The organism is Geodermatophilus sp. SYSU D00697, assembly GCF_054050175.1.
This window is the reverse complement of record NZ_JBJGYV010000009.1, coordinates 134159-158849: the sequence shown is the minus strand read 5'-3', so window position 1 is coordinate 158849 and position 24691 is coordinate 134159. Positions and strand designations below refer to the sequence as shown.

At 74.0% G+C, this 24691-nt stretch carries 22 protein-coding genes; 16 read left to right on the top strand and 6 right to left on the bottom strand.

The genetic code is table 11. From position 1 onward, the window contains the following. Positions 1 to 177 precede the first annotated feature (177 nt). On the bottom strand, positions 178 to 843 hold the full coding sequence (locus tag ACI79C_RS10590) for a DUF2461 domain-containing protein (RefSeq protein WP_456945610.1): 666 nt from the start codon (positions 841 to 843) through the stop codon (positions 178 to 180). After that, positions 840 to 1430 (bottom strand): N-acetyltransferase family protein, encoded by a 591-nt coding sequence (locus ACI79C_RS10585; protein WP_456945609.1) that lies wholly within the window; start codon positions 1428 to 1430, stop codon positions 840 to 842. Before ACI79C_RS10585 ends, ACI79C_RS10590 begins: the two co-directional genes overlap by 4 nt. A 58-nt stretch (positions 1431 to 1488) precedes the next feature. On the opposite strand from ACI79C_RS10585, the gene ACI79C_RS10580 reads away from it, so the two are divergent. After that, positions 1489 to 2700, top strand: a complete 1212-nt coding sequence (locus ACI79C_RS10580) for a winged helix-turn-helix domain-containing protein (RefSeq protein ID WP_456945608.1) — start codon at positions 1489 to 1491, stop codon at positions 2698 to 2700. Between the two features lie 9 nt (positions 2701 to 2709). Here ACI79C_RS10580 and ACI79C_RS10575 read toward each other — a convergent pair whose 3' ends face one another. Continuing rightward, positions 2710 to 3108 carry a YkvA family protein gene (locus ACI79C_RS10575; protein WP_456945607.1) on the bottom strand — a complete coding sequence of 133 codons (399 nt, stop codon included), beginning with the start codon at positions 3106 to 3108 and terminating at the stop codon, positions 2710 to 2712. A gap of 76 nt (positions 3109 to 3184) precedes the next feature. Between ACI79C_RS10575 and ACI79C_RS10570 the strand changes: the two genes are divergently transcribed. Genes ACI79C_RS10570 through ACI79C_RS10555 form a run of 4 tightly spaced genes read left to right on the top strand, consistent with a single transcriptional unit; the run spans position 3185 to position 7156 of the window. After that, positions 3185 to 4003: a thymidylate synthase gene (locus tag ACI79C_RS10570; RefSeq protein ID WP_456945606.1), complete on the top strand. Its 819-nt coding sequence runs from the start codon at positions 3185 to 3187 to the stop codon at positions 4001 to 4003. A gap of 4 nt (positions 4004 to 4007) precedes the next feature. Then, a complete protein-coding gene (locus ACI79C_RS10565; RefSeq protein ID WP_456945605.1) occupies positions 4008 to 4541 on the top strand; it encodes a dihydrofolate reductase in 534 nt (177 codons plus the stop codon). Positions 4542 to 4550: 9 nt separating this feature from the next. Continuing rightward, positions 4551 to 5447 (top strand): 4-hydroxy-tetrahydrodipicolinate synthase, encoded by an 897-nt coding sequence (dapA, locus tag ACI79C_RS10560; RefSeq protein ID WP_456945604.1) that lies wholly within the window; start codon positions 4551 to 4553, stop codon positions 5445 to 5447. Then, a complete protein-coding gene (locus ACI79C_RS10555; protein WP_456945603.1) occupies positions 5444 to 7156 on the top strand; it encodes a ribonuclease J in 1713 nt (570 codons plus the stop codon). The genes dapA and ACI79C_RS10555 overlap by 4 nt, the downstream gene beginning before the upstream one ends. A 105-nt stretch (positions 7157 to 7261) precedes the next feature. On the opposite strand, the gene ACI79C_RS10550 is transcribed toward ACI79C_RS10555, so the two are convergent. Further along, positions 7262 to 9220, bottom strand: coding sequence for a prolyl oligopeptidase family serine peptidase (locus ACI79C_RS10550; protein WP_456945602.1), 1959 nt, complete (start codon positions 9218 to 9220; stop codon positions 7262 to 7264). Between the two features lie 74 nt (positions 9221 to 9294). Between ACI79C_RS10550 and ACI79C_RS10545 the strand changes: the two genes are divergently transcribed. The 11 genes from ACI79C_RS10545 to ACI79C_RS10495 all read left to right on the top strand — a co-directional run bounded on the left by ACI79C_RS10545 (position 9295) and on the right by ACI79C_RS10495 (position 23175). Beyond that, on the top strand, positions 9295 to 11829 hold the full coding sequence (locus ACI79C_RS10545; protein WP_456945601.1) for a DNA translocase FtsK 4TM domain-containing protein: 2535 nt from the start codon (positions 9295 to 9297) through the stop codon (positions 11827 to 11829). 286 nt (positions 11830 to 12115) lie between these two features. Beyond that, positions 12116 to 13558, top strand: coding sequence for a 30S ribosomal protein S12 methylthiotransferase RimO (rimO, locus tag ACI79C_RS10540; RefSeq protein WP_456945600.1), 1443 nt, complete (start codon positions 12116 to 12118; stop codon positions 13556 to 13558). Next, positions 13555 to 14208 carry a CDP-diacylglycerol--glycerol-3-phosphate 3-phosphatidyltransferase gene (pgsA, locus tag ACI79C_RS10535; RefSeq protein WP_456945599.1) on the top strand — a complete coding sequence of 218 codons (654 nt, stop codon included), beginning with the start codon at positions 13555 to 13557 and terminating at the stop codon, positions 14206 to 14208. Before rimO ends, pgsA begins: the two co-directional genes overlap by 4 nt. Positions 14209 to 14433: 225 nt before the next feature. Then, positions 14434 to 14829, top strand: coding sequence for a helix-turn-helix domain-containing protein (locus ACI79C_RS10530; protein ID WP_456945598.1), 396 nt, complete (start codon positions 14434 to 14436; stop codon positions 14827 to 14829). Positions 14830 to 14899: 70 nt separating this feature from the next. Then, positions 14900 to 15481 carry a TetR family transcriptional regulator gene (locus tag ACI79C_RS10525; RefSeq protein WP_456945597.1) on the top strand — a complete coding sequence of 194 codons (582 nt, stop codon included), beginning with the start codon at positions 14900 to 14902 and terminating at the stop codon, positions 15479 to 15481. 35 nt (positions 15482 to 15516) lie between these two features. Further along, a complete protein-coding gene (locus tag ACI79C_RS10520) occupies positions 15517 to 16812 on the top strand; it encodes a DUF4032 domain-containing protein (protein ID WP_456945596.1) in 1296 nt (431 codons plus the stop codon). 134 nt (positions 16813 to 16946) lie between these two features. Beyond that, positions 16947 to 18296 (top strand): extracellular solute-binding protein, encoded by a 1350-nt coding sequence (locus ACI79C_RS10515; protein WP_456945595.1) that lies wholly within the window; start codon positions 16947 to 16949, stop codon positions 18294 to 18296. A 76-nt stretch (positions 18297 to 18372) separates the two neighbouring features. Continuing rightward, complete coding sequence (locus tag ACI79C_RS10510; RefSeq protein ID WP_456945594.1) at positions 18373 to 19335, top strand: carbohydrate ABC transporter permease; 963 nt, start codon at positions 18373 to 18375, stop codon at positions 19333 to 19335. Then, positions 19335 to 20168 (top strand): carbohydrate ABC transporter permease, encoded by an 834-nt coding sequence (locus ACI79C_RS10505; protein WP_456945593.1) that lies wholly within the window; start codon positions 19335 to 19337, stop codon positions 20166 to 20168. The genes ACI79C_RS10510 and ACI79C_RS10505 overlap by 1 nt, the downstream gene beginning before the upstream one ends. A gap of 42 nt (positions 20169 to 20210) precedes the next feature. Beyond that, positions 20211 to 21494, top strand: a complete 1284-nt coding sequence (locus ACI79C_RS10500; RefSeq protein ID WP_456945592.1) for an ABC transporter ATP-binding protein — start codon at positions 20211 to 20213, stop codon at positions 21492 to 21494. A 31-nt stretch (positions 21495 to 21525) separates the two neighbouring features. Then, positions 21526 to 23175: a glycoside hydrolase family 13 protein gene (locus tag ACI79C_RS10495; RefSeq protein ID WP_456945591.1), complete on the top strand. Its 1650-nt coding sequence runs from the start codon at positions 21526 to 21528 to the stop codon at positions 23173 to 23175. On the opposite strand, the gene ACI79C_RS10490 is transcribed toward ACI79C_RS10495, so the two are convergent. Next, complete coding sequence (locus tag ACI79C_RS10490) at positions 23172 to 23642, bottom strand: GNAT family N-acetyltransferase (protein WP_456945590.1); 471 nt, start codon at positions 23640 to 23642, stop codon at positions 23172 to 23174. The two genes, ACI79C_RS10495 and ACI79C_RS10490, sit on opposite strands and share 4 nt — an antisense overlap. Further along, on the bottom strand, positions 23639 to 24655 hold the full coding sequence (locus ACI79C_RS10485; RefSeq protein ID WP_456945589.1) for a carbohydrate kinase family protein: 1017 nt from the start codon (positions 24653 to 24655) through the stop codon (positions 23639 to 23641). Before ACI79C_RS10485 ends, ACI79C_RS10490 begins: the two co-directional genes overlap by 4 nt. Positions 24656 to 24691: the final 36 nt, after the last annotated feature.

Here is a 24691-nt window from a genome sequence, read left to right as displayed (position 1 = left end):
AAGCTAAGCCTCTCAGCGCCGATGGTACTGCCCCGGAGACGGGGTGGGAGAGTAGGACGCCGCCGGACAACACTCCACGAAGGGGCCCCAGCAACCGCTGGGGCCCCTTCGCGCATCCCCCGCCACGCCATGGCAGGGGCACTCCGCAGCGAGCCGGCGCCCGGCCTGGGGAGGCCCTCAGCGCCGGGCCCGCGGTTCCTTCGTCGTCGCCCCGACGTTGTCGGCGAACCAGGTGTTGAGCGCGACGAGGTCCCGCCACGCCGTCCGGACCTCCTCGAGGGCTCGGCGGTGGTGCAGCCAGTCAGCGGGTTCCCACCGGCGAGCGGCGTGCAACGACTTGTGCCGCAGCAGGTCGGTGCGGTCGTCGTCCACGGCGAAGCCGGAGGGGACCCGCCTGAGCTGCTCCCCCTCGATGTCCCAGCCGCCCGAGGACAGCCGGTCCACCTCCGCGCGCAGCCGCCCGCCCTGGAGGTCGTCGGCGACGGCGCGGCGGTACCGGGCCACCTGGTCGGACTCCAGCCGCCAGCACCCGCCGGCCACCATGAGGCCGTCGGTGGAGATCTGCACGTACCAGGCGCCGGCGCCCCGGCCCTCCGGGTTCACCACCGCACCTTGGTGGGTCTTGTACGGCGTCTTGTCATGGCTGAACCGGACGTCGCGGTACGGGCGGAACACCTTGGCGGTGCCGAACTCCGGCGCCAGCTCCTCGACCAGGGCCTGCAGCGGCGCCCGCACGCAGTCGTCGTAGACGGCGCGGTGGCGGGTCCAGTAGGTCTTGCTGTTGTCGGCCTCCAGGCCCTCGTAGAAGACCAGCCCCTCGTCGGGGAACCCCTCGAAGCTCATCGGCTCCTGTCCGTCTCGTCCAGCAGGGCGTGCCAGCGCCGCTCCCGCAGCGGTGCGCCGCCCGTGTCGAGCGTGCGCACCCAGCCATCCGGTGCCCAGCCGGCCGACTCGAAGAAGTCGGCCGACACCCGGTCCTGTTCCGCCAGCCACGTCTGCAGCCGCACCGCGCCCGAGGCCCGCGCGAGGTCGGCCACGGCGGCCAGCAGGCGGCTGCCGTGCCCGCGCCGTCCCCACCGGGGCTCCACGAGCAGGGTGGCGACCTCGGTCGTCGGCCCGACCGCCGCGCCGTCGACGTCGGCGGCCTCCGGCGGACCGTACGCGGCGAAGCCGACGACGGTCTCGTGCTCGACGGCCACGAGCACGCCGTGCGCCGGCGTCGGCGGGGCGACCACCGCCGCGCGCCACGCCGCCGTGGCCGCCTCCTCGTCCCATGCGTCGAGGACGTCGGCGGGCAGCGCGGCCCGGTACGCCGTCCGCCAGGTGACGGCCTGGATCCGGGCGACGTCGGCGGCATCCGCCGGGCGGGCGGGCCGGACGGAGACCTCGGCGCTACCGGTCAGGCGCGGGAACGGCGAGGTCGGGTCCACGCCGGGCAGCGTAGGGCCGCGCGGCACCTGTCGTACCCAGCAGGCAGGATCGCCCGCTGTGGGCCTCCCCGTCGTCGACCGTCTGCCGGCTCCGCTGGCGCGCCGCATCGCCCTCGCCGCGCAGGGGTTCGCCGACCCGCGGCCCGACGGCGTCGTCGACGGCCGGCACCTGCGGCGGATGACCTCCCGGCTGGCCGTCGTGCAGATCGACTCGGTCAACGTGCTGTCCCGGGCGCACTACCTGCCGGCGTTCAGCCGGTTCGGGCCCTACCCCCGCGCGGCCATCGACGCGCTCGCCGGCCGCAGCCGGGCGCTGTTCGAGTACTGGGCGCACGAGGCGTCCTTCCTCCCCGTGCGCCTGCACCCGTACCTGCGCTGGCGCATGGCCGCTGCCGAGGAGCACGCCTGGGGCTCGATGGTGCGCATCCAGCGGGAGCGGCCCGGCTACGTCGCGGAGGTGCTCGACCGGGTGCGGGAGGGTGGCCCGCTCAAGGCCAGCGACCTCGCCGAACCCCGGCCCGACCGGCCGGGCAGCATGTGGAACTGGCACGCGGGCAAGGTCGCGCTGGAGTGGCTGTTCTACACCGGCGTCCTCACCACCCGCGGCCGCACCACGGCCTTCGAGCGGGTCTACGACCTGACCGAACGAGTCCTGCCGGCCGCCGTGCTCCAGGCGCCGACCCCGGAGCCGGCCGAGGCGGTGCGCGAGCTGGTGCGCACCGCCGCCCGCGCGCTGGGCGTGGCCACCGAGCGGGACCTGCGCGACTACTTCCGGCTCAAGCCCGCGCCCACCCGGGCCGCGATCGCCGAGCTCACCGACGCCGGCGAGCTCCTGCCCGTCGAGGTCGCCGGATGGGGCGGGCCGGCCTTCCTGCACCCGGAGGCGCGCCGGCCCCGCTGGATCCGGGCCCGGGCGTTGCTCAGCCCGTTCGACTCGCTGGTCTGGGAGCGGCCGCGGGTCGAGCGCATCTTCGGCTTCCGCTACCGCCTGGAGATCTACACGCCGGCGGCCAAGCGGGTGCACGGCTACTACGTGCTGCCGTTCCTGCTCGGCGACCGGCTCGTGGCGCGGGTGGACCTCAAGGCCGACCGCCAGGCGGGGGTGCTGCGGGTCCAGTCGGCCTTCGCCGAGGAGGGGGTCGACCGCGCCGAGGTGGCCGACGCCCTCGCCGCCGAGCTGGCCCTCATGGCCGGCTGGCTGGAGCTGGGGTCGGTGACCGTCGCCGAGCGGGGGGACCTCGCCGGGGACCTGGCCGTCGCCCTGCGCTGAGGGGGCCGGTCAGCGGCCGGCCAGCCGCTGCACGACCGCGAGCCCCGCCGGACCGCCCGGCCAGGCCCGGGCCAGGGCCGGTGCGCCCGCGGCGCGCACCACCGCCCGCAGGGCCAGGGCCACCACGACGACGTCGTCGGCGTAGCCCAGCACCGGGACGACGTCGGGCACGAGGTCGATCGGCGACAGCAGGTAGGCCAGCAGCAGCCACAGCCGCAGCCGCACCCCGCGGGGGAGCGACCGGTCGGCGGCCAGCCTGCGCACCAGCCGGACCAGGTCGGGCAGCAGGCGCAGCGCCTCCCGGACGGTCAGGTCGGGCGGCCGCGTCCGCCACAGCACCAGCAGGAGCGCGGCCCACAGCACGAGCAGGCCGCCGGCGACCGCGAGAAGCGCGCTCCACCACTCCACGGGACGAGTCTGACCCGTGGGGCAGGAGCGGTCCGGGTGCGGGACCCTGTCGGGGGCCGGCCGTACCCTCGGGCGCGTGACGAGCGCGACCGACGGCCCCATCGACACCCAGTACGAGGACCTGCTGCGCCGGGTGCTCGAGCGCGGCACCCCCAAGCAGGACCGCACCGGCACCGGCACGGTCAGCCTCTTCGGCGAGCGGCTGCGGTACGACCTCTCCGAGCGCTTCCCCCTCATCACCACCAAGCGGGTCCACTTCAAGTCGGTCGCCTACGAGCTGCTGTGGTTCCTGCGCGGCGACTCCAACGTCGGCTGGCTGCGCGACAAGGGCGTCACCATCTGGGACGAGTGGGCCTCGCCCGAGGGGGAGCTGGGGCCGGTCTACGGCGTCCAGTGGCGCTCGTGGCCCACGCCGGACGGCGGGCACGTCGACCAGATCACCGCCGTCCTGGAGACCCTGCGCACCGATCCGGACTCCCGCCGGATGCTGGTCTCGGCGTGGAACGTGGCCGCGCTGCCGGAGATGGCGCTGGCGCCGTGCCACGCGCTGTTCCAGTTCCACGTCGCCGACGGCCGGCTCTCCTGCCAGCTCTACCAGCGCAGCGCCGACCTCTTCCTGGGCGTGCCGTTCAACATCGCCAGCTACGCGCTGCTGACCCGCATGGTCGCCGACCAGGTCGGCCTGGCCCCCGGGGACTTCATCTGGGTGGGCGGGGACTGCCACGTCTACAGCAACCACGTCGAGCAGGTGACCGAGCAGCTCTCCCGCGAGGTGCTGCCCTTCCCGACGCTCGAGCTCGCGCCCGCGCCCTCGCTGTTCGACTACGCCTACGAGGACCTCACCCTCCACGACTACCGGCACCACCCGGCGATCAAGGCCCCGGTGGCGGTGTGACCGGGTGGGCGTCGCGCTGATCTGGGCGCAGGCCGCGGGCGGGGTCATCGGCGCGGACGGCGCGCTGCCCTGGCACCTGCCCGAGGACCTGAGGCTCTTCCGCACCCTCACCACCGGCTCGACGGTCGTCATGGGCCGGCGCACCTGGGAATCGCTGCCCGAGCGGTTCCGCCCGCTGCCCGGGCGGGCCAACCTCGTCCTCACCACCGACCCGTGCTGGTCCGCCGACGGCGCCCGCCGCGCCGGCTCGGTCGAGGAGGTCCTCGCCGACGTCGGGGACCTGTGGGTCATCGGCGGCGGCCGGGTCTACGCCGCCTTCCTCCCGCACGCCGACCGGCTGGTCGTCACCGAGGTCGACACGCAGGTGGACGGCGACACGTGGGCGCCGGTGCCCGGACCGGAGTGGCGCCGGGTCTCCCGCGACCCCGCCGAGGGCTGGTCGACGTCGGCCACCGGGCTGCGGTACGCGGTGTCGGAGTACCGCCGGGGGACGGCGTCCGCCGCGCCGGGGCGGAACACGGCCGTCCCCGATCGGTAGATTCACCCCATGACCAGCGACCCCGCTCGGCCCTTCGGGCGCGTCCTGACGGCGATGGTCACCCCGCTGGCCGAGGACGGCTCGATCGACCTCGCCGGCGCCCAGGAACTGGCTGCCCACCTGGTCGACCGCGGAGCCCACGATGGCCTCGTCGTCTGCGGGACGACGGGGGAGTCACCGACCTTGAGCGACGCCGAGCAGCGCGCCGTCCTCGAGGCGGTCCTGGACGCGGTCGGCGACCGGGCGACCGTCGTCGCCGGTGTGGGGACCAACGACACCGCCCACTCCATCGACAAGGCCCGGGACGCCGAGCGGCTCGGCGCGCACGGCCTGATGGTGGTGACGCCGTACTACAACAAGCCCCCGCAGGCGGGCCTGCTGCGGCACTTCACCGCCGTCGCGGACTCCACCGACCTGCCGGTGATGCTCTACGACATCCCGCCGCGCACCGTCGTGCCCATCGAGGTGGAGACGCTGGTCCGGGCCGCGGAGCACCCGCGGATCGTCGCGGTGAAGGACGCCAAGGGCGACCTCGGCGCGGTGGCCTGGACCCTCGCGCGCACCGACCTGGCCTACTACAGCGGCGAGGACATGCTCAACCTGCCGCTCCTGGCCGTCGGCGCGGTCGGTGTGGTGAGCGTCGTCGGCCACCTGGTCGGCCCGCGACTGGCCGAGCTGATCGGCGCGGTGGAGTCCGGGGACCTGGTCAAGGCCCGGGCGGTCAACGAGAGCCTGCTCCCGGTCTACACCGGCATCTTCCGGACCCAGGGCGTCATCCTGGTCAAGGCGGCGCTGAACGCGCTCGGCATGCCCGCGGGGCCGGTGCGCCCGCCGCTGGTCGACGCCACCCCCGAGCAGCTCGCCACGCTGCGGGAGGACCTCGCCGCGGGCGGGGTGACGCTGTGAGCGCGGCCCCCGGCGGCCCGATCACCCAGCCCCACCTCGACCTCAAGGCACCACCCCCGCTGCCGGCCGGCGGCCTGCGCGTGATGGCGCTGGGCGGACTCGGCGAGATCGGCCGCAACATGGCCGTCCTGGAGTACGACGGGAGCCTGCTGGTCATCGACTGCGGCGTCCTGTTCCCCGAGGCCGAGCAGCCCGGCGTCGACCTGATCCTCCCGGACTTCGGGGTCATCGAGCACCGGCTCGAGGACATCGCCGCCGTCGTCCTCACCCACGGGCACGAGGACCACATCGGCGCCATCCCGTACCTGCTGCGGATGCGCGGTGACATCCCCCTGGTCGGGTCGCGGTTCACCCTCGCCCTGGTCTCGGCCAAGCTGCGCGAGCACCGCATCGACCCGACGCTGGTCGAGGTCGCGGCCGGGGACGACCACGTGGCCGGGCCCTTCCACTGCGAGTTCATCGCGGTCAACCACTCGATCCCCGACGCCCTCGCGGTCGCCGTCCACACGCCGGCCGGGAGGCTGGTGCACACCGGCGACTTCAAGATGGACCAGCTGCCGCTCGACGGCGTCCTCACCGACCTGGGCGCCTTCGCCCGGCTCGGGGTCGAGGGCATCGACCTGCTGCTGGCCGACTCCACCAACGCCGAGATCCCCGGCTTCGTCACCTCCGAGCGGTCGATCGGCCCGGTGCTCGACGACGTCTTCGCCCGCGCCACCCAGCGGCTGATCGTCTCCAGCTTCGCCAGCCACGTGCACCGGATCCAGCAGGTGCTCGACTGCGCCGAGACCCACCGCCGCAAGGTCGCCTTCGTCGGCCGGTCGATGGTCCGCAACATGGGCGTGGCCCGCGACCTGGGCCTCCTGCGGGTGGCGCCCGGGCTGATGGTGTCCCTCGACGAGGCCGCGGCCATGCCGCCGGACCAGGTCGTGCTGGTCTCCACCGGCTCGCAGGGGGAGCCGCTGTCCGCGCTCGGCCGGATGGCGCGGGGCCAGCACCACCAGGTGACGATCGAGGCCGGCGACACCGTCGTCCTCGCCTCGTCGCTGGTGCCTGGTAACGAGACCGCCGTCTACAAGGTCATCAACGGGCTGGCCCGCCTGGGCGCGACCGTGGTGCACAAGGAGACCGCGCGGGTGCACGTCTCGGGCCACGCGCCGGCCGGCGAGCTGCGCACCCTGCTCAACGTCGCCAAGCCCCGCCACCTCATGCCGGTGCACGGCGAGTGGCGGCACCTGCGGGCGCACGCCGCCCTGGCCGAGGAGACCGGGATGAGCGCCGACCGGGTGCTCCTCGCCGAGAACGGCGTCGTGGTCGACCTGGTCGACGGCAAGGCCGCGATCGTGGGCAGCGTCCCGGTCGGGGACGTCTACGTCGACGGGCTCAACGTCGGCGACGTGGGGGAGGAGTCGCTGCAGGAGCGGCGCATCCTCGGCGACGAGGGGTTCGTCGCGCTCACCGTCGTCATCGAGCCCTCGACCAGCACGATCGTGCGGCCGGTGCACCTGTCCGCACGGGGCTTCGCCGACGACCCCACCGTCTTCGACCCGGCCCTGCAGCTGGTCGAGGACGCGCTGCGGCGCACCCTCGCCGACGGCGAGACCGACGCCCACCGGCTCTCTCAGGTGATCCGCCGGACGATCGGCAAGTGGGTGTCGGACACCCACCGCCGCCGGCCGATGATCATCCCCACCGTCCTGGAGGTCTGATCGGCTCGACGAGTGGGCCCCGGAGGGTCCCCGAGGAGGGCCGGGTCCGGCTCAACGCGACGGGGGACGCACGTGGCCGCGGTGTCGTCCGGTAGGACGACGACGTCACCGCAGCTCGATCGGCGCGATGCCCTCCTCCTCGGGCAGGTCGAAGCCCCACACCTGCGCGTAGAAGGACAGCTCGCCGTCCAGCGCCGCGCGGATGTTCTCCGCCCGCCGGAAGCCGTGCTGCTCCCCGGGGAAGAGCAGGTAGGCGTGCGGCACCCCCTTCTCCCGCAGCGCCGTCACGATCGCCTCCGCCTGCTCCGGCGGCACGACGCGGTCCTCCTCGCCCTGGAAGACCGCCAGCGGCGTGTCGAACGCGGCCACGTGCGAGACCGGGGAGCGCTCGGCGTAGACGTCGGCGCCCTCCGGCCACGGGGCGACCAGCGAGTCGAGGTAGCGGGACTCGAACTTGTGGGTGTCCGCGGCGAGCGCGCCCAGGTCCGCGACGCCGAAGTGGCTGGCGCCCGCGGAGAACACGCCCGGCCGCAGGCACAGCGCCGCCAGCGTGGTGTAGCCACCGGCCGAGCCGCCGCGGATGGCCATCCGGGCGGGGTCGACCCGGCCGCTGTCGGCGAGGAACCGGGCGCAGGCGACGACGTCGTCGAGGTCGACCACGCCCCACGCGCCGCGCAGGGCCTCGCGGTAGCGGCGCCCGTAGCCGGCCGACCCCCGGTAGTCGACGTCGGCCACGCAGAACCCCCGCGAGGTCCAGTACTGCACCTCGAGGTTCAGCACCGGGGCCGCCGCGGCCGTGGGTCCGCCGTGGACGACGACCAGGAGGGGCGGCAGCGACCCCTCCGGTGCGGTCACCTCGGGGTTGGTGGGCGGGTAGACCAGCGCGTGCGCCACGTCGATGCCGGTGCCGTCGTCCGGGGTGGGGAAGGTCAGGTGCTCCGGCTTGGCGAACCACGCCGGGTCCAGGCCGAGGTCGCGGGCGGGCCGCAACACGTCGGCGGCACCGCCTTCCACCGGTACCCGCAGCACCACCGGCTCGCTGGCCGGGCCCCCGGCCACGCACACCACCGCGCCGTCGGCCGCGGTCACGTACCGGAACGCCGCGTAGGGGACGTCGAGCTCGCGCACCGTCCCGTCGGTCTCGCGGACGGCGAGCCGGTCGGCGCCCTCCCGCGCGTAGGCCAGGACGACGCGGCCGTCGGGCAGCAGCGCGAAGCGGCGGGCGCCGAAGACCCACTGCGGCCCGGCGATGTCCGCGCCGAGGTCGAGCACCAGGTCGACCTCCCCACCCGGCCGCCAGCGGTACAGCGCCCACACGTCGGTGCGGTCCAGGCAGAACCACAGGCTGCCGTCGGCGGCCCACGTCGGCTGGACGGCCGACTCCGCGGCGCCGCCGTCCCGACGCCCGCCCGCGACGACGGTCTCGGTGCCGTCGTCGGTGCGGACGACGAGCTGCGCGGCGTCCCACGGCATGTCCGGGTGGTCCCACTGCAGCCAGGCCAGGGACCGGGCGTCGGGCGAGGGGCGCGGGTCGGAGACGAAGTCCGGGCCGCTGACGAGGACCTCCTCCGTCCCCTCGGGCCCGATCCGGACGATCTCGTTGACCACGTCGGCCGCCGCACCGCCGGCCGTGTGCGTCTCCCGGACGGCGAGCAGCGCGCCGCCCCGCGTCGGGGTCAGGTCGGCGTAGCGGACCCCCGCCGGCAGGTCGGGCTCCGCCGTGACCGTGACCGGCGCGCCCGCTCCGGCGTCGAGCCGGTACAGCCGCTGGTCGGTGAACCCGGTGAACCACACGGTGCCCCCGGCGACGGTCCACGCGCCGCCGCCGTACTCGTGCACCCGCGTCCGGGCGTTCCACGGCGGCGGCAGGGCGTCCTCGACGACGCCGTCCGCGGACCGGCGGACCAGGGCCGACCGGCCGCCCTCCCCGGGCCGTGACTCCGACCACCAGACGTCGGTGCCGTCGACGGCCACCTCTCCCAGCCGGGCGGCCGCGCGGACGACGAGCTCCGAGGTGATCGGGGTGGGCCAGCTGCCGTGGGGGAGCGGGGGAGGAGTCGGCATGCCCTGACCGTAGGTGCCGGACACGAGGCGTCGCCTGCCGTCGGCGCGCACCTGCGGCGATTACCGTCTGACGCATGCCTGCTCGCACGACGACGACCCGCGCGTCGGGTAAGTCGCCGGCGCGCGGACGCTCCGGCTCGGGTTCGACCGCGTCCCGGAAGCGCCCGCCCGCGAAGCGGCCCGCCTCCGGCGGCCGCAAGCCCGCCGCCCGGAAGTCCGCGCCCAAGAACTCCGGCCCCGGTCTGTGGGGCGTCATCAGCGGTGGCTGGTCCCTGCTGGCCCGCGGGGCCGGCGGGCTGGCCCGCTCGGTGGCCCGGCCCGAGGAGGCCGAGCCGCTCGCGCCGGAGCACCGCCGCGACGGTGTCGGCCTGGCGGTGCTGGGTCTGGCCGTCGTGCTCGGCGCCGCGGCCTGGACCAACGGCATCGGCCCGGTCGGGGCCGCGCTGGCCGGCGGCGTCCGCTGGGTGGTCGGCGCGCTGGTGATGGTGCTGCCGGTCGTCCTCTTCTTCGCCGCCCTCCGGCTGCTCCGCCGCGGCCCGCGCCCCGAGGCCCGCGGCCGCCTGGCGATCGGCTGGCTGTGCGCCGTCGCGTCGGTCCTGGGCATCGCGCAGGTCGTCGGCGACGGTGCCGTCCCCGCCGAGGGCCGGCCCGGCACCGGCGGGCTGACCGGCTGGGCGGTCGGCACACCGCTGGTCGCCGGCGTCGGCAGCGTCGTCACCGTCGTGCTGCTGGTCCTGCTGGCCTTCTTCGGCCTGCTCGTGCTCACCGCCACGCCGGTGCACCAGATCCCCGATCGCCTCCGCGAGCTCGGCGACCGGTTGCTGGGCCACACCTCCGACGAGGACGACTACGACGAGGACTGGGAGGACGACGAGGAGCCGGTCCCGGCTCCGGCGCCGCGCTCCCGCCGCCGTTCCCTCGCGGACGATCTGATGGACACCGGGCCGGTGGACACCCTCCCGGCCATCGACCACGCCGCCTACGACGAGGCGCCCGAGGCGGTGCATGTCGGGTCGGCGCCCGAGCCCGACCCGGTGCCGGCGCGGCCGGTGGTCGTCGACCGCACGGCTCCGCCGGAGGACCTCCCCCCGATCGACGAGCCGCAGCAGCTGCGCATCGAGCCGGTCGAGGGCGAGTACATGCTGCCGTCGGTCACCGTGCTGCGTCCCGGTGACCCGCCCAAGGCCCGCTCGAAGGCCAACGACGTCGCCATCGAGGCCATCCGGAGCGTCCTCGAGCAGTTCAACATCGACGCGGACGTCACCGGGATGACCCGCGGCCCGACGGTGACCCGCTACGAGGTGACCCTCGGGCCCGCGGTGAAGGTGGAGAAGATCACCGCGCTGACCCGCAACCTCGCCTACGCCGTCGCCAACGACAACATCCGCATCCTGGCGCCGATCCCGGGCAAGTCGGCCGTCGGCATCGAGGTGCCCAACAGCGATCGCGAGATGGTCAGCCTCGGCGACGTCATGCGCTCGCGGACGGCCAAGCAGGACCCGCACCCGATGCTGGTCGGCCTCGGCAAGGACATCGACGGCGAGTTCGTCTGCGCCAACCTGGCGAAGATGCCGCACCTGCTGGTCGCCGGTGCCACCGGTGCCGGTAAGTCCAGCTGCATCAACTCGCTGCTGACCTCGCTGCTGCTGCGGGCGACGCCGGACCAGCTGCGGATGATCCTGGTCGACCCGAAGATGGTGGAGCTGACGCCCTACGACGGCATCCCGCACCTGATCACGCCGATCATCACCGACCCGAAGAAGGCCGCGACCGCGCTGGCCTGGCTGGTCGAGGAGATGGAGCAGCGCTACCAGGACATGCGCGCCTCCGGCGTCCGGCACGTCGACGACTTCAACCGCAAGGTCGAGAAGGGCGAGATCACCGCCCCGCCCGGCAGCGAGCGCGTGTACCGGCCCTACCCGTACATCCTCGCGATCGTCGACGAGCTCGCCGACCTGATGATGGTCGCGCCGCGCGACGTCGAGGACTGCATCGTGCGGATCACCCAGAAGGCCCGTGCGGCCGGCATCCACCTGGTGCTGGCCACGCAGCGGCCGTCGGTCGACGTCGTCACCGGCCTGATCAAGGCCAACGTTCCCTCGCGGCTGGCGTTCTCCACCTCGAGCCTCACCGACAGCCGGGTCATCCTCGACCAGCCCGGCGCCGAGAAGCTCATCGGCATGGGTGACGCGCTGTTCCTGCCCATCGGGGCGGGCAAGCCGATGCGCGTCCAGGGCGCCTACGTGTCCGACGCCGAGATCGAAGCGGTCGTCGAGTTCACCAAGCGGCAGGCCGAGCCCGAGTACCGGGAAGAGGTCTTCACCGCCGGCGGCGGCGAGAAGAAGGAGATCGACGAGGACATCGGCGGCGACCTCGAGCTGCTCGTCCAGGCGGTCGAGCTCGTGGTCACCAGCCAGTTCGGGTCGACGTCGATGCTGCAGCGCAAGCTGCGGGTCGGCTTCGCCAAGGCCGGTCGCCTCATGGACCTCATGGAGAGCCGCGGCATCGTCGGCCCGTCAGAGGGCTCCAAGGCGCGCGACGTGCTGGTCAAGCCCGACGAGCTCGAGTCGGTGGTCTTCACCCTCCGTGGCGGCGGGGACCCGGCCTGACGACAGCCGCGGGAGCATCGCAGCGAGCGCCAGCGAGCGAGGAGCGGACCGGGGCGCGGAGTCAGGCTGAGCGGACACGGCCTGACGACAGCCGCGGGAGCATCGCAGCGAGCGCCAGCGAGCGAGGAGCGGACCGGGGCGCGGAGGGGAGCAGTCGACAGAGCGAGCGAGGAGGCGGGCGCCGGCGAGCGAGGAGCGGACCGAGCGCGGGGTCAGGCGCGCGGACCGGGCTGACCTCACACGGCGTCGGCCCGGCGGGGTGGCGACGGGCGCCTAGGATGGACTGGTGACAGCTCCGCCCAACCCTGCCCGCAGAGTGGCGGTGGTGACCCTCGGGTGCGCCCGGAACGAGGTCGACTCGGAGGAGCTGGCCGGTCGCCTCGCCGCCGACGGCTACGAACTGGTCGAGGACGCCGACGACGCCGACGCCGTCCTGGTCAACACCTGCGGCTTCATCGAGTCGGCAAAGAAGGACTCGGTCGACGCGATCCTCGCGGCCACCGACTCCGGCGCCCCGGTCGTCGCGGTCGGGTGCATGGCCGAGCGGTACGGGTCCGAGCTCGCCGGCGCGCTCCCCGAGGCCACCGTCCTGGGCTTCGACGACTACGCCGCGATCGGCGACCGGCTCGACGACGTCCTCGCCGGCCGGTCCCTGGTGCCGCACGACCCGCGCGACCGGCGCACGCTGCTGCCGATCAGCCCGGTGGCGCGCACCGCCGCGGTGGCCGCCGGCCGGGCGGACGACGGCGCCGCGCCGGTCATCCCCGGCCACGGCTGGCTGCAGCGCCGCCGGCTGGCGAGCGGTCCCTCCGCCGCGCTGAAGCTCGCCTCGGGCTGTGACCGGCGGTGTGCGTTCTGCGCCATCCCCGCCTTCCGCGGCGCGTTCGTCTCCCGCCCGCCGGCCGAGGTGCTCGGTGAGGCGCAGTGGCTGGCGTCCCAGGGCGTGACCGAGCTGGTGCTGGTCAGCGAGAACTCGACGTCCTACGGCAAGGACCTCGGCGACCTGCGCTCCCTCGAGCGGCTGCTCCCGCAGCTCGCCGCCGTGGAGGGGATCGCGCGGGTGCGGGTGGCCTACCTGCAGCCGGCCGAGCTCCGGCCGGGCCTGCTCGAGGTCATCGCGGCCACCGACGGCGTGGCCCCCTACTTCGACCTGTCCTTCCAGCACTCCTCGCCGACACTGCTGCGCCGCATGCGCCGGTTCGGCGGCACCGACGACTTCCTCGCGCTCGTCGAGCGGGCCCGCGCGCTGGCGCCCACCGCGGGTTTCCGCACCAACGTCATCCTGGGCTTCCCCGGGGAGACCGAGGCCGACGTCGCGGAGCTCGAGCGGTTCCTCGAGGAGGGCCGGCTCGACGCGGTCGGGGTCTTCGGCTACTCCGACGAGGAGGGCACCGAGGCGGCCGGCATGCCCGGCAAGCTGGACCAGGCCGAGATCGACGCCCGGGTGCGGAGGATCACCGACCTCGTGGAGGAGCTGACCGCGCAGCGCGCCGAGGACCGCGTCGGCGAGCGGGTCGAGGTGCTCCTCACCGAGGACCTCGGCGACGACGAGGGCCCGGGCACCTGGCTCGGGCACGCCGCCCACCAGGACCCGGAGGCCGACGGGACGACGACGGTGACCGGGGTGCCCGCCGGGGCGGTGGCGGGGCAGCTCGTCGCCGCGGAGGTCGCCGGCACCGAGGGCGTCGACCTGGTCGCCACCGCGCTGGTCCCCGCGGTGGCTCGATGAACCCAGGCGCCGACCCCGCCGCCACGCCGCCGCAGTCGGTGCGGCTGGTCAACCTGCCCAACGCCCTGACGGTGCTGCGGCTGGCGGTGGTGCCGGTGTTCGCCGTCCTCCTGCTCACCGACGGCGGCACGGACGAGGCCCAGCGCTACTGGGCCACGCTGGCCTTCGGTCTGGCGATCATCACCGACCGCTACGACGGGATGATCGCCCGGCGGCGCGGCCAGGTGACCGAGTTCGGCAAGCTCGCCGACCCGATCGCCGACAAGGCGCTCACCGGCACCGCGCTCATCGGGCTGTCGGTGCTGTCCCTGGTGGCGTGGTGGGTGACGCTGACGATCCTGGTCCGCGAGGTCGGCGTGACCCTGCTGCGGTTCTGGGTGATCCGCCACGGCGTGATCGCGGCCAGCCGGGGCGGGAAGGCGAAGACGGTCGTCCAGGCACTCGCGATCGGGCTCTACATCCTGCCCCTCGAGGGCGTGCTGGCCACTGCCCGCTGGTGGGTCATGGTGGCGGCCGTCGTGATCACCGTCGTCACCGGCCTCGACTACGTCTACCGGGCCCTGACCCTGCGCCGCACGAGCGCCCGGGCGATGCGCGCGGCCGCGGCACGCCGTGCCGCCGGCGGCTCGCGCACCGACGCCACCGCCTGAAGCGGGCCCCTGCACGTCACCCGCCCGCTCGCGGCGCGGCCCGGTACGAGGCCGCCGTCCGTCCCGCGGCGCCGGCCGGCGGGAAGGGACCGACGTCCCCGGGCGTTACGCCCAGAGCGGACGCGCCGGGGATGGCGCGGTGCCGGTCAGTGGCGCCGCGTACCGTGAGCGCACGGCGCCCTCGAGGGCGCCGCCGCTTCCGTACAGGCAGGACAGGAGACGGCCATGACGCTGCTGCGCACCCAGCTCGGGAACACCCTGCGCGGCCACCGGTTGCGTCAGCGCCGGACGCTGCGGGACGTCTCCGGTGCCGCCCGGGTGAGCCTGGGCTACCTCTCCGAGGTGGAGCGCGGACAGAAGGAGGCCTCCTCCGAGCTGCTCGCCTCGATCTGCGACGCCCTCGACCTGGAACTGGCCGACCTGCTGGCCGAGGTCAGCCTGGAGTTGCGGCACGCCGGCGGGGTGCGCCCGCTGACCCCCGCGCCCGGTGCCGCCGCTCCCGCCGCGGAGCAGCCGGCCGAGGAGCAGGCCGCCGCGCAGCCGGTGGCCGAGCCGGCCCTCGCGCTGGTCGGCGCCTCCGCCCGTCCGGCCGCGCGCACCGCCGTCTCGCTGGCGGCCTGACCCCCGCGACACGCCCCGGCGCGGCCGCACGTCCTTGACTCACCGCCCCGGCGGTGCCAGACAGGGGGTCATGGCCACGGTCGACCCAGGGACGTCGGCGTGGGTGCCGCGCGGCCCCGCCCACGCACCCGGGAGCCACACCCGCGGCGGCAACGCCATGGGTCGCACCCGCGCCGGGCTGCTCGACGGCGCCGCCCGCGCCTTCGCCGAGCGGGGGCTGCGGCGCAGCACCATGCAGTCGGTCGCCGCGGCGGCCGGCGTCGCCAAGGCGACCCTGTACAACCACTTCCGGACCAAGGACGAGGTGGCCCGCGCGCTGCTCGCCGCGGAGCTGGACCGCCTGGGTGCCGTGGCCGCCGGCCGGCCCCCGGCGACCGCGCTGGCGGAGCTCGCCGACGAGGTCGCCGGGCACCCCGTGCTGCAGCGCCTCGCCCGGGACGAGCCCGAGGTGCTCACCGGGCTGCTCGCCGCCCCACCCGACCGCTGGTCCGAGGTCCTCGACCGGCTCGCCACGGCGCTGGGGACCGACCGGGGCACCGCCGGGCTCGTGGCCCGCTGGCTGGTCGGCCTGGTCCTGCAGCCGGGGGAGGGGCCGGCCCGACGGGCGGCCGCCGAGCGGCTCGTCGTCCTGGTGGGCGCCCCGCCGTCCTGACGGTGGCGTGGTCGCGGCAGCGCCGTGGTGGCAGGGTGACGATCGGACCCCGCCCAGCCGAGGCGGGTCGGCTGCTGCGACCAACGGAGGCCGCCGTGCGGTACCTCTTCCGGCCCCCGGCCACCGACGGGGCCGCCCTGCTCGCGCTGCCCTGGCACCAGCCCCTCGAGCAGTGGGACCCCGAGCTGCTGCTCGAGGTCCCGCAGCGCGGCATCTCGCGCCACGTCGTCCGGTTCACCGCGCAGAACGGGTGCGTCTTCGCACTCAAGGAGATCGCCGAGTCGCTGGCCCGGCACGAGTACGCCCTGCTCGGCCAGTTCGAGGAGGAGGGGCTGCCGTCGGTCTCCGTGCTCGGGATCTGCGTCGACCGCCCGGACGGGCAGGACGCCATCCTGGTGACCCGGTACCTCGAGTACTCGATGTCCTACCGGTACCTGTTCTCGCGCCCGACCTCCGAGCACTCCGCCGACCAGCTGCTGGACACGCTGGTCGTGCTGCTCGTGCGGCTGCACCTGGCGGGGGTGTTCTGGGGGGACTGCTCGCTGTCCAACACCCTCTTCCGGCTCGACGCCGGGACGCTGGCCGCGTACCTCGTCGACGCCGAGACCAGCGAGCGCCATCCCCGACTGACCCCGGGCCAGCGCAACTACGACGTCGACCTGGCCCGGGAACGCGTCGGCGCCGAGCTGCTCGACCTGCAGTTCGGCGAGCTGCTCCCGCCCGACATCGACCCCATCGAGGTGGCCGACAGCCTGCCGCGCCGGTACGCGGCGCTCTGGGACGAGGTCACCCGCGAGGAGGTCTTCGCCCTCGACGAGCAGCGGTACCGGGTGGCCGCGCGCCTGCAGCGGCTCAACGACCTGGGGTTCGACGTCGGCGAGGTCGAGCTGGTCACGACCCCCGACGGCGGCGCGAAGCTGAGGGTGGAGACCCGGGTCGCCGAGCCGGGGGAGAACCGCCGGGAGCTGTTCCGGCTGACCGGGCTGGAGGTCCAGGAGCGGCAGGCCCGCCGGCTGCTCAACGACCTGCGCGCGTTCCGCGCCAACCTCGAGCAGAAGACCGGTCAGCCCGTGTCGGAGACCGTCGCCGGCTACCGCTGGCTGGCCGAGGCCTACCAGCCCGTCGTCGACGCGATCCCGCCGGACCTCCGGGGCCGGCTGGCCCCGGCGGAGGTCTTCCACGAGATCCTCGAGCACCGCTGGTTCCTGTCCGAGAAGGCCGGCGCGGACGTCGGGACGACGCGGGCGGCGCGGTCCTACTTCGAGACCGTCCTGCCCCGCACGCCCAAGGAGCTGACCACGCCCTCGGCCTTCGTGAGCCCCTCCGGCTGACCCGCGGAGCGGCCCCCCGCAGCGGTGGTTACGGAGAGGTGTCGTTCGAGTTGACACCCTTGGTGACCTGAGCCACGTTACGAGGACCGCGGTGATCACGGGTCGCCGCTCGCCGATCGGGAGGCGACAGAACGGTGTCGAACGACGTGAGGGAGGGGCCGCCCAGCAGCGGCTCTCCACGCCGGCGCGCGCGGTCCCGCCGGACGCTCGGAGGATCCGCGGCCGCGCTGGTCCTGGCGTCCACGCTGGCTGCCTGCGGCGGTGGCGGGAACGAGGGCGCGATCCCGACGCTCACCTGGTACATCAACCCCGACTCGGGGGGCCAGGCCGAGATCGCCCAGCGGTGCAGCGACGCCTCCAACGGGGCCTACACGATCGAGGTCTCCCAGCTGCCGCGGGAGTCCTCCGCACAGCGCGAGCAGCTGGTCCGCCGACTCGCGGCCAGTGACACCTCCATCGACCTCATGAGCCTGGACCCGCCCTACATCCCCGAGTTCGCCCAGGCCGGCTTCCTCGCGCCCGTGCCCGAGGACCTCGCGCAGCGGGTCACCGAGGGCGTCGTCCAGAGCTCGGTGGACTCCGCGACGTGGGACGGCGAGCTGGTCGCCGTCCCGTTCTGGGCCAACACGCAGCTGCTCTGGTACCGCAAGTCGGTCGCGGAGGCGGCCGGGCTGGACATGACCCAGCCGGTCACCTGGGAGCAGCTGGTCACCGCTGCGCAGGACCAGGGGAAGCTCCTCAGCGCCCAGGGCCGGCGCGCCGAGTCCCTGACGGTGTGGCTCAACGCGCTCATCGAGTCCGCCGGGGGCTCCATCATCGAGGAGAACTCGACCGACCCCGAGGACATCCAGCTCGGCCTGACCACCCCGGCCGCCGACCGGGCGGCCGAGGTGATGAACACCGTGGCGAACTCCGGCGTGGTGGGCCCGGCCTTCTCGACCTCGAGCGAGGACACCAGCGCCACGGAGTTCGAGAGTGCCGACGGCGGGTTCATGGTCAACTGGCCGTTCGTCTACTCCCGCGCCCTCGCCGCGGTGGAGGCGGGCACGCTGGACGCCTCCGTGCCGGAGGACTACGGCTGGGCCCTGTACCCGCAGGTGGACGCCGACCAGCCGAGCGCACCGCCGTTCGGCGGCATCGACCTCGCCGTCTCGGCCTTCAGCGAGCACGTCGACCTGGTCTACGACGCGACCGAGTGCATCACCAGCGACGAGAACCAGGCCTACTACATGACCACGAACGGCAACCCGGCGTCGTCGGCCGCGGTGTACGACGACCCGGAGGTGCTGGAGGTCTTCCCGATGGCCCCCACGATCCTGGACTCGCTGGAGGCCGCGGCGAACCGCCCGCAGACCCCGTACTACAACGAGGTCTCCGGAGGCCTGCAGCGCGTCTACCACCCGCCGTCGTCGGTGTCGCCCGAGACCGGTGAGCAGGCGCAGGAACTGATCAGCGCCGTCCTCTCAGGGGACCAGCTGCTGTGACGACCGTGCGCCGGCGGGCGAGTGGGCATCGCAGCGGGGGACCAGCGAGCAGCGGAGTGAGTCCGGAGGCGAACCGATGACGCAGACCACACTCCCACCCCGGGAGAAGACCGCACCGGTCTCCGCGCCCGGCGGGACCATCAGTGACCGATCCCGGGCCGAGCGCAAGCTCGGCTGGATGCTGGCCGGACCGGCGTTCGCGGTGATGCTGCTGGTCACGGCCTACCCGATCCTCCAGGCGGTCTACTACTCGCTGTTCAACTACCGGCTCACCGACCCCGCCAACCGGTCGTTCAACGGCCTGTCCAACTACGCGGTGATCCTCTCCGACCCGGTCTGGTGGACGGCGCTGGGGGTGACGCTGTTCATCACCGTGGTCACCGTGGTGGTCGAGCTCCTCCTCGGCTTCGCGCTGGCCCTGGTGATGGCCAAGGCGCTGAGCTCCATCCGGCCGGTGGTCCGGGCCGCGATCCTGATCCCGTACGCGGTGATCACGGTCGTGTCGGCCTTCGCCTGGGCGTTCGCCTTCCGGATCGACACCGGCTTCGTCAACAGCTGGTTCGCCTGGTTGCCGGGCGTCTCGGCGGACACCGACTGGTTCGGTGGCCAGTGGTCCTCACTGGCGGTCGTCTGCCTGGCCGAGATCTGGAAGACCACGCCGTTCATCTCCCTCCTCCTGCTCGCCGGCCTCGCCCAGGTGCCGGAGGTGCTGCAGGAGGCAGCCAAGGTGGACGGCGCCACGTGGTGGCAGCGGATGTGGCGGGTGACCATCCCGAACATGAAGGCCGCGATCATGGTGGCCCTGCTGTTCCGCACGCTGGACGCGTTCCGGATCTTCGACTCGATCTACATCATGACCGCGGGGGCGAACAACACCGAGTCGGTGTCGTTCCTCGCCTACCGGCAGACCATCGCGCGGGTGGAGATCGGCCTGGGGTCGGCGGTCTCGGTGCTGCTGTTCCTCTGCGTGGTGCTCATCGCCTTCATCTTCATCAAGGGCTTCCGGGTCGACCTGGCCCAGGCGAGAGGGGAACGCTGATGTCCGGGCGGGAGAAGACCTGGTGGATCGTCGGCGGCGTGCTGATCGTCCTGTACTGCCTGTTCCCGATCGCGTGGATCGTCTCGCTGTCGTTCAAGGCGGCCTCGGACATCGCCACCCCGCAGTTCTTCCCGACGTCCCCGACGTGGGAGAACTACACGACGATCCTCACCGGCTCGGCGAGTGACCTGTTCCTGCCGGCGCTGCGGAACTCCTTCGGCATCTGCCTGATCGCCACGGCGATCTCGTGCCTGCTGTCGATGTTCGCCGCCTACGCGATCGCGCGGCTGGACTTCCCGGGGAAGAAGCTGATCCTCTCCACCGCGCTCGGCGTGGCCATCTTCCCGGTCATCTCGATCGTCACGCCGCTGTTCAACCTGTGGCGGCAGATCGGGCTCTACGACACCTGGCCCGGCCTGATCATCCCGTACCTCTCGCTCACCCTGCCGATCTCCATCTGGACGATGTCGGCGTTCTTCCGGGAGATCCCCTGGGAGATGGAGCAGGCCGCCCAGGTCGACGGGGCGACCAACTGGCAGGCGTTCCGCAAGGTCATCGTCCCGCTCGCCGCACCCGGCGTCTTCACCACCGCGATCATCGCCTTCTTCATCGCGTGGAACGACTTCGCCTACGGCATCTCCCTGACGTCGACCAGCGCGTCGCGGCCCGTCCCCGCCGCACTGGGCCTCTTCTCCGGCGCCTCGCAGTTCGAGGACCCGACCGGGGCCATCGCCGCAGCCGCGGTGGTCGTCACGATCCCGGTCGTCGTCCTGGTGCTGCTCTTCCAGCGACGCATCGTCGCCGGCCTGACCAACGGCGCCGTCAAGGGCTGACGGCCGCCGCTTCCCACCGACCTCCCGAGGGGACGAGTACAGATGGCTTCCATCGAGATGCGTCACATCGTCAAGCAGTACGGCGACGGCTATCCCGCCGTGAACGACGTCAGCCTGGACATCGCCGACGGGGAGTTCATGATCCTGGTCGGCCCGTCCGGCTGCGGGAAGTCGACCCTGCTGCGCATGATCGTCGGGCTGGAGGACATCACCAGCGGCGACATGATCATCGGCGGCGTCCGCGTCAACGACAAGGCACCTCGGGAGCGCAACCTCTCCATGGTGTTCCAGAACTACGCGCTCTACCCGCACATGACCGTGTACGAGAACATCGCGTTCCCGCTGCGGCTGTCCAAGACGCCCGACGACGAGGTGCGTCGTCGGGTCACCGAGGCCGCCGAGGTCCTGGAGCTGCGGGACCACCTGGAGCGCAAGCCGGCCAACCTCTCCGGTGGTCAGCGTCAGCGCGTGGCGATGGGCCGGGCGATCGTGCGCCAGGCCGAGGCGTTCCTCTTCGACGAGCCGCTGTCCAACCTCGACGCCAAGCTGCGCGGCCAGATGCGCACCGAGATCTCCCGGCTGCAGCGGCGGCTGGGGATCACGACGGTGTACGTCACCCACGACCAGACCGAGGCCATGACCCTCGGCGACCGCGTGTGCGTGCTGCGGAAGGGGCGCATCCAGCAGGTCGCCTCGCCGCGGGAGCTCTACGAGCAGCCGGTCAACCTGTTCGTCGCGGGCTTCATCGGCTCCCCGCCGATGAACTTCCTGCCCGCCACGCTCGAGGGCAACCAGCTGCGGACGCCGTTCGGACCGATCGTGCTCGACGAGGGCCGGGCGTCCGCCGTCGGCGGCCGTGACCTGCTGCTGGTCGGCATCCGGCCGGAGTACTTCGAGGACGCGTCGCTGGTCGACGAGGCCAAGCGGCCGCTGGGTTCGACCTTCCGCGCCCGGGTCGACGTCACCGAGTGGCTGGGCGACTCCCAGTACGCCTACATCCCGTACGAGGCGCCCGAGTCGATCACCAACCAGCTGCGCGAGCTGTCCCGGGAGCTGGACTCCGAGGAACTGCGCACCCAGGCGATCGTCTCCATCGACGCCACGAGCCGGATCCGGGAGGGCCGCGAGGCCGAGTTCTGGCTCGACAGCCGCAAGGTCCACGTGTTCGACCCGCAGACCGGGGAGAACCTGACCCGGGATGCCGAAGCCGGTGCCCGGCTCACCCAGATGGCCGAGGAGGACCGCGTCGAGCAGGTCCAGGAGGCGCAGACGCAGGGCACCACCGTCACCGGAGGAGGCGGAGCGCACCGGGCCGGCGCCGCCTGACGACGGGGTCGGGGATGCGCTGAACGGGACGGTGTCTGCCTCAGACGACCGTCGTCCGTGGTGGCGGACGGCGGTCGTCTACGAGGTCTACCTGCGCAGCTTCGCCGACTCCGACGGGGACGGCACCGGAGACATCGGCGGGCTGCGCAGCCGGCTGTCCCACCTGCGCGACCTCGGCGTGGACGCCGTCTGGATCACCCCGTGGTACCCGTCCCCGATGGCCGACGGCGGGTACGACGTCAGTGACTACAGGGACATCGACCCCCGCTTCGGCACGCTGGCCGACGCCGACGCGCTCCTCGCCGACGCCCACGACCTCGGGCTGCGGATCGTCATCGACCTGGTGGCGAACCACACCTCCGTGCAGCACCCCTGGTTCGCCGCCGCGCTGGCCGGCGGGCCTGGCGCCCCGGAGCGGGCCCGCTACTTCTTCCGCGACGGCCGCGCCGGAGGCGCGCAGCCGCCCAACGACTGGATCAGCGCCTTCGGCGGTCCGGCCTGGACCCGGGTCCTCGAGCCCGACGGGCGGCCCGGGCAGTGGTACCTGCACCTGTTCGCCCCCGAGCAACCGGACCTGGACTGGGGCGACCCCGTGGTGCAGGAGGAGTTCGACGACGTCGTCCGCTTCTGGCTCGACCGCGGCGTGGACGGCATCCGGGTCGACGCCGCCCCGGCGATGGCCAAGGTCCCGGGCCTGCCGGACGCCGGTCACGGTCCCGGGGCGCTGTTCGAGTCCAGCTCCTGGGTGGGCAACCCCCACTGGGACGTCGACGAGGTGCACGAGGTCTTCCGCCGGTGGCGCCGGATCGGGGACACCTACCCGGGCGACCGGCTGTTCGTCTCCGAGGCGGTGGTCAACGGCCCCGAGCGGCTGAGCCGGTACGTGCGGCCCGACGAGCTGCACACCACCTTCAACTTCGACTACCTCAAGGCGCCGTGGGACGCGCGCAGCCTCCGCGCGGTCGTGGACGGGACGCTGGCCGCGCTGCAGCCGGTCGGCGCCCCCGCGACGTGGGTCCTCTCCAGCCACGACGAGACCCGGCACGTCACCCGCTTCGGCCGGGCGCACAGCGGCGCGGCCACCATGGGGTTCGACCCGGCGGCACCGGCCGACCTCGCCCTCGGTCTGCGACGGGCCCGGGCAGCGGCGTTGCTGACCCTCGCCCTCCCCGGCGGTGCCTACCTGTACCAGGGGGAGGAGCTCGGCCTGCCCGAGGTGGAGGACCTGCCGGAGGAGGTGCTGCAGGACCCCACCTGGGAGCGGTCCGGGCACACCGCCCGCGGCCGCGACGGTTGCCGGGTGCCGCTGCCCTGGGCGGGGGACAGCCCGCCGTTCGGGTTCACCGCCGACGGCGTGCAGCCGTGGCTGCCGCAGCCGGCCGCCTGGCGGGACCTCACCGTGGCCGCCCAGGAACGCGACCCGTCGTCCACCCTGTCGCTGTACCGCGCCGCCCTGCGGCTGCGCCGCGGGCTGCCCGGCCTGACCGACGACGAGGCCCTGGTGTGGCGCGAGCTCGGCGACGACGTCCTCGCCTTCGACCGCGGCACCGCGTTCCGGTGCGTCGTGAACCTCTCGCCGCGGACGCTGCCCCTGGCCGGGCTGGGGGACCCCGTGCTCACCAGCGAGGCCGTGGGGGACGACCTCCCGCCCGACACCGCCGTCTGGTTGACGACCGGCTAGCGAGCCAGGGAGCGGGTCAGGACCAGGCGGTCCTGACCAGGGCCGGCGCGGTCGGCCGCCGGGTGCCCGCTCGCGCCCAACCCCACGTGGAGGGTGACGGCGGTGTCGTCGTCGGGCCGCACGACCACCTGGACGATCCGGGCCCCGGTGCTGACGGCCACCTCGTCGAACCACCGCACCAGGCGGGCGGCCAGGCCGGTGTGCCGCCGTTCGTCCCGGACGGCGAGCAGGTGGAGGTAGGCCAGCCGGTCGGCGGTCACCACGCCGAGGAGGTAGCCGACGTCCTCGTCGTCGGTGCTGCGGGCCAGCACACCGAAGCCGCCGAACTGGTCGAACCACACCGGGTCGTGGAGGGCGCGCGTGTCGGCGTCCCAGAAGCGGTCGTGCGCGGCCAGCAGGCGGGCGCGGACGACGGTCGCCGACAACTCGGCCAGGCCGACCAGGGTGACGTCGTCGGGCGGGGTCACCGGCGGGCCGCCGCGAGCTCCTCGCGGGTCGGCGGGTCGGCGCCGACCCGGGTGCAGTTGAGGGCGGCGACCAGGGCGGCGTCGTCGACGATCGGCAGCAGCTGCTCGTCGGGCAGCTCCTCCAGCGCGACGCGCGTGGTGACCCCGGCCGCGAGGAGGCCGGCGAACAGGCCCGCGGCCAGCGAGTCCCCCGCGCCCACGGTGTCGACGACGGTCACCCGCGGTGGCTCGCGGTGCAGCAGGGCGCGGCCGGGCCGGGCCACCCGCAGGGGCGCAGCGCCGTCGGTCAGCAGGACCAGCGCCGCGCCCCGGTCGGCCCAGCGCAGCGCCGTGGCGTCGAGGTCGTCGCCCGCGTCGGGGTCGAGCCAGGCGAGGTCCTCGGCGCTGACCTTGACGATGTCGGCCCGGGCGAGCAGCCGGTCCAGCCGCGCGTGCACCTCGGGAGCGGTGTTGCCCAGCGCCGCGCCGACCTGCCCCTCGGCCAGCATCGGCCGGATGTTCGGGTCGACGCTGACCAGGGCGCGGCCGCTGGCGGCGACGCTCTCGACCAGACGGGCGATCGCCTCGCAGCCGGGCGGGGTCCAGCTGGAGATGGAGCCCACGTGCAGGATCGCCGTCCGCTCCGGGAGGACCGCGGCCAGCTCGTCGTCGGTCCACTGCCAGTCCGCCGCGCCCAGGACGTGGAAGCCGTAGTCGGGGGCGCCGTCGTCGTCGAGCCCGACGACGGCCAGGCTCACCGGCTCGGCGGCCGCCACGAGCCCGCCGGGGTCGACCCCGGCCAGCTCGACGTGCCGGCGCAGCGGCGCGGCCAGCGGTCCCGAGCCCAGCCGGGCCAGCAGCCGCACGGGGGTGCCGAGCCGGCCCGCGGCCACGGCGACGTTGAGCGCGTTGCCGCCGGGACGGGCGACGTACTGCGGGGCGGTCCCCTGGGGACCGGCGCCGGCCTCCGGGACCGGGATCAGGTCGACCACCAGCTCGCCGAGGACACTGAGGACCGGGGTCTCGGTGGACACCCCGAGACCCTAACGGGGGAAGCCCTCAGGGGCGTC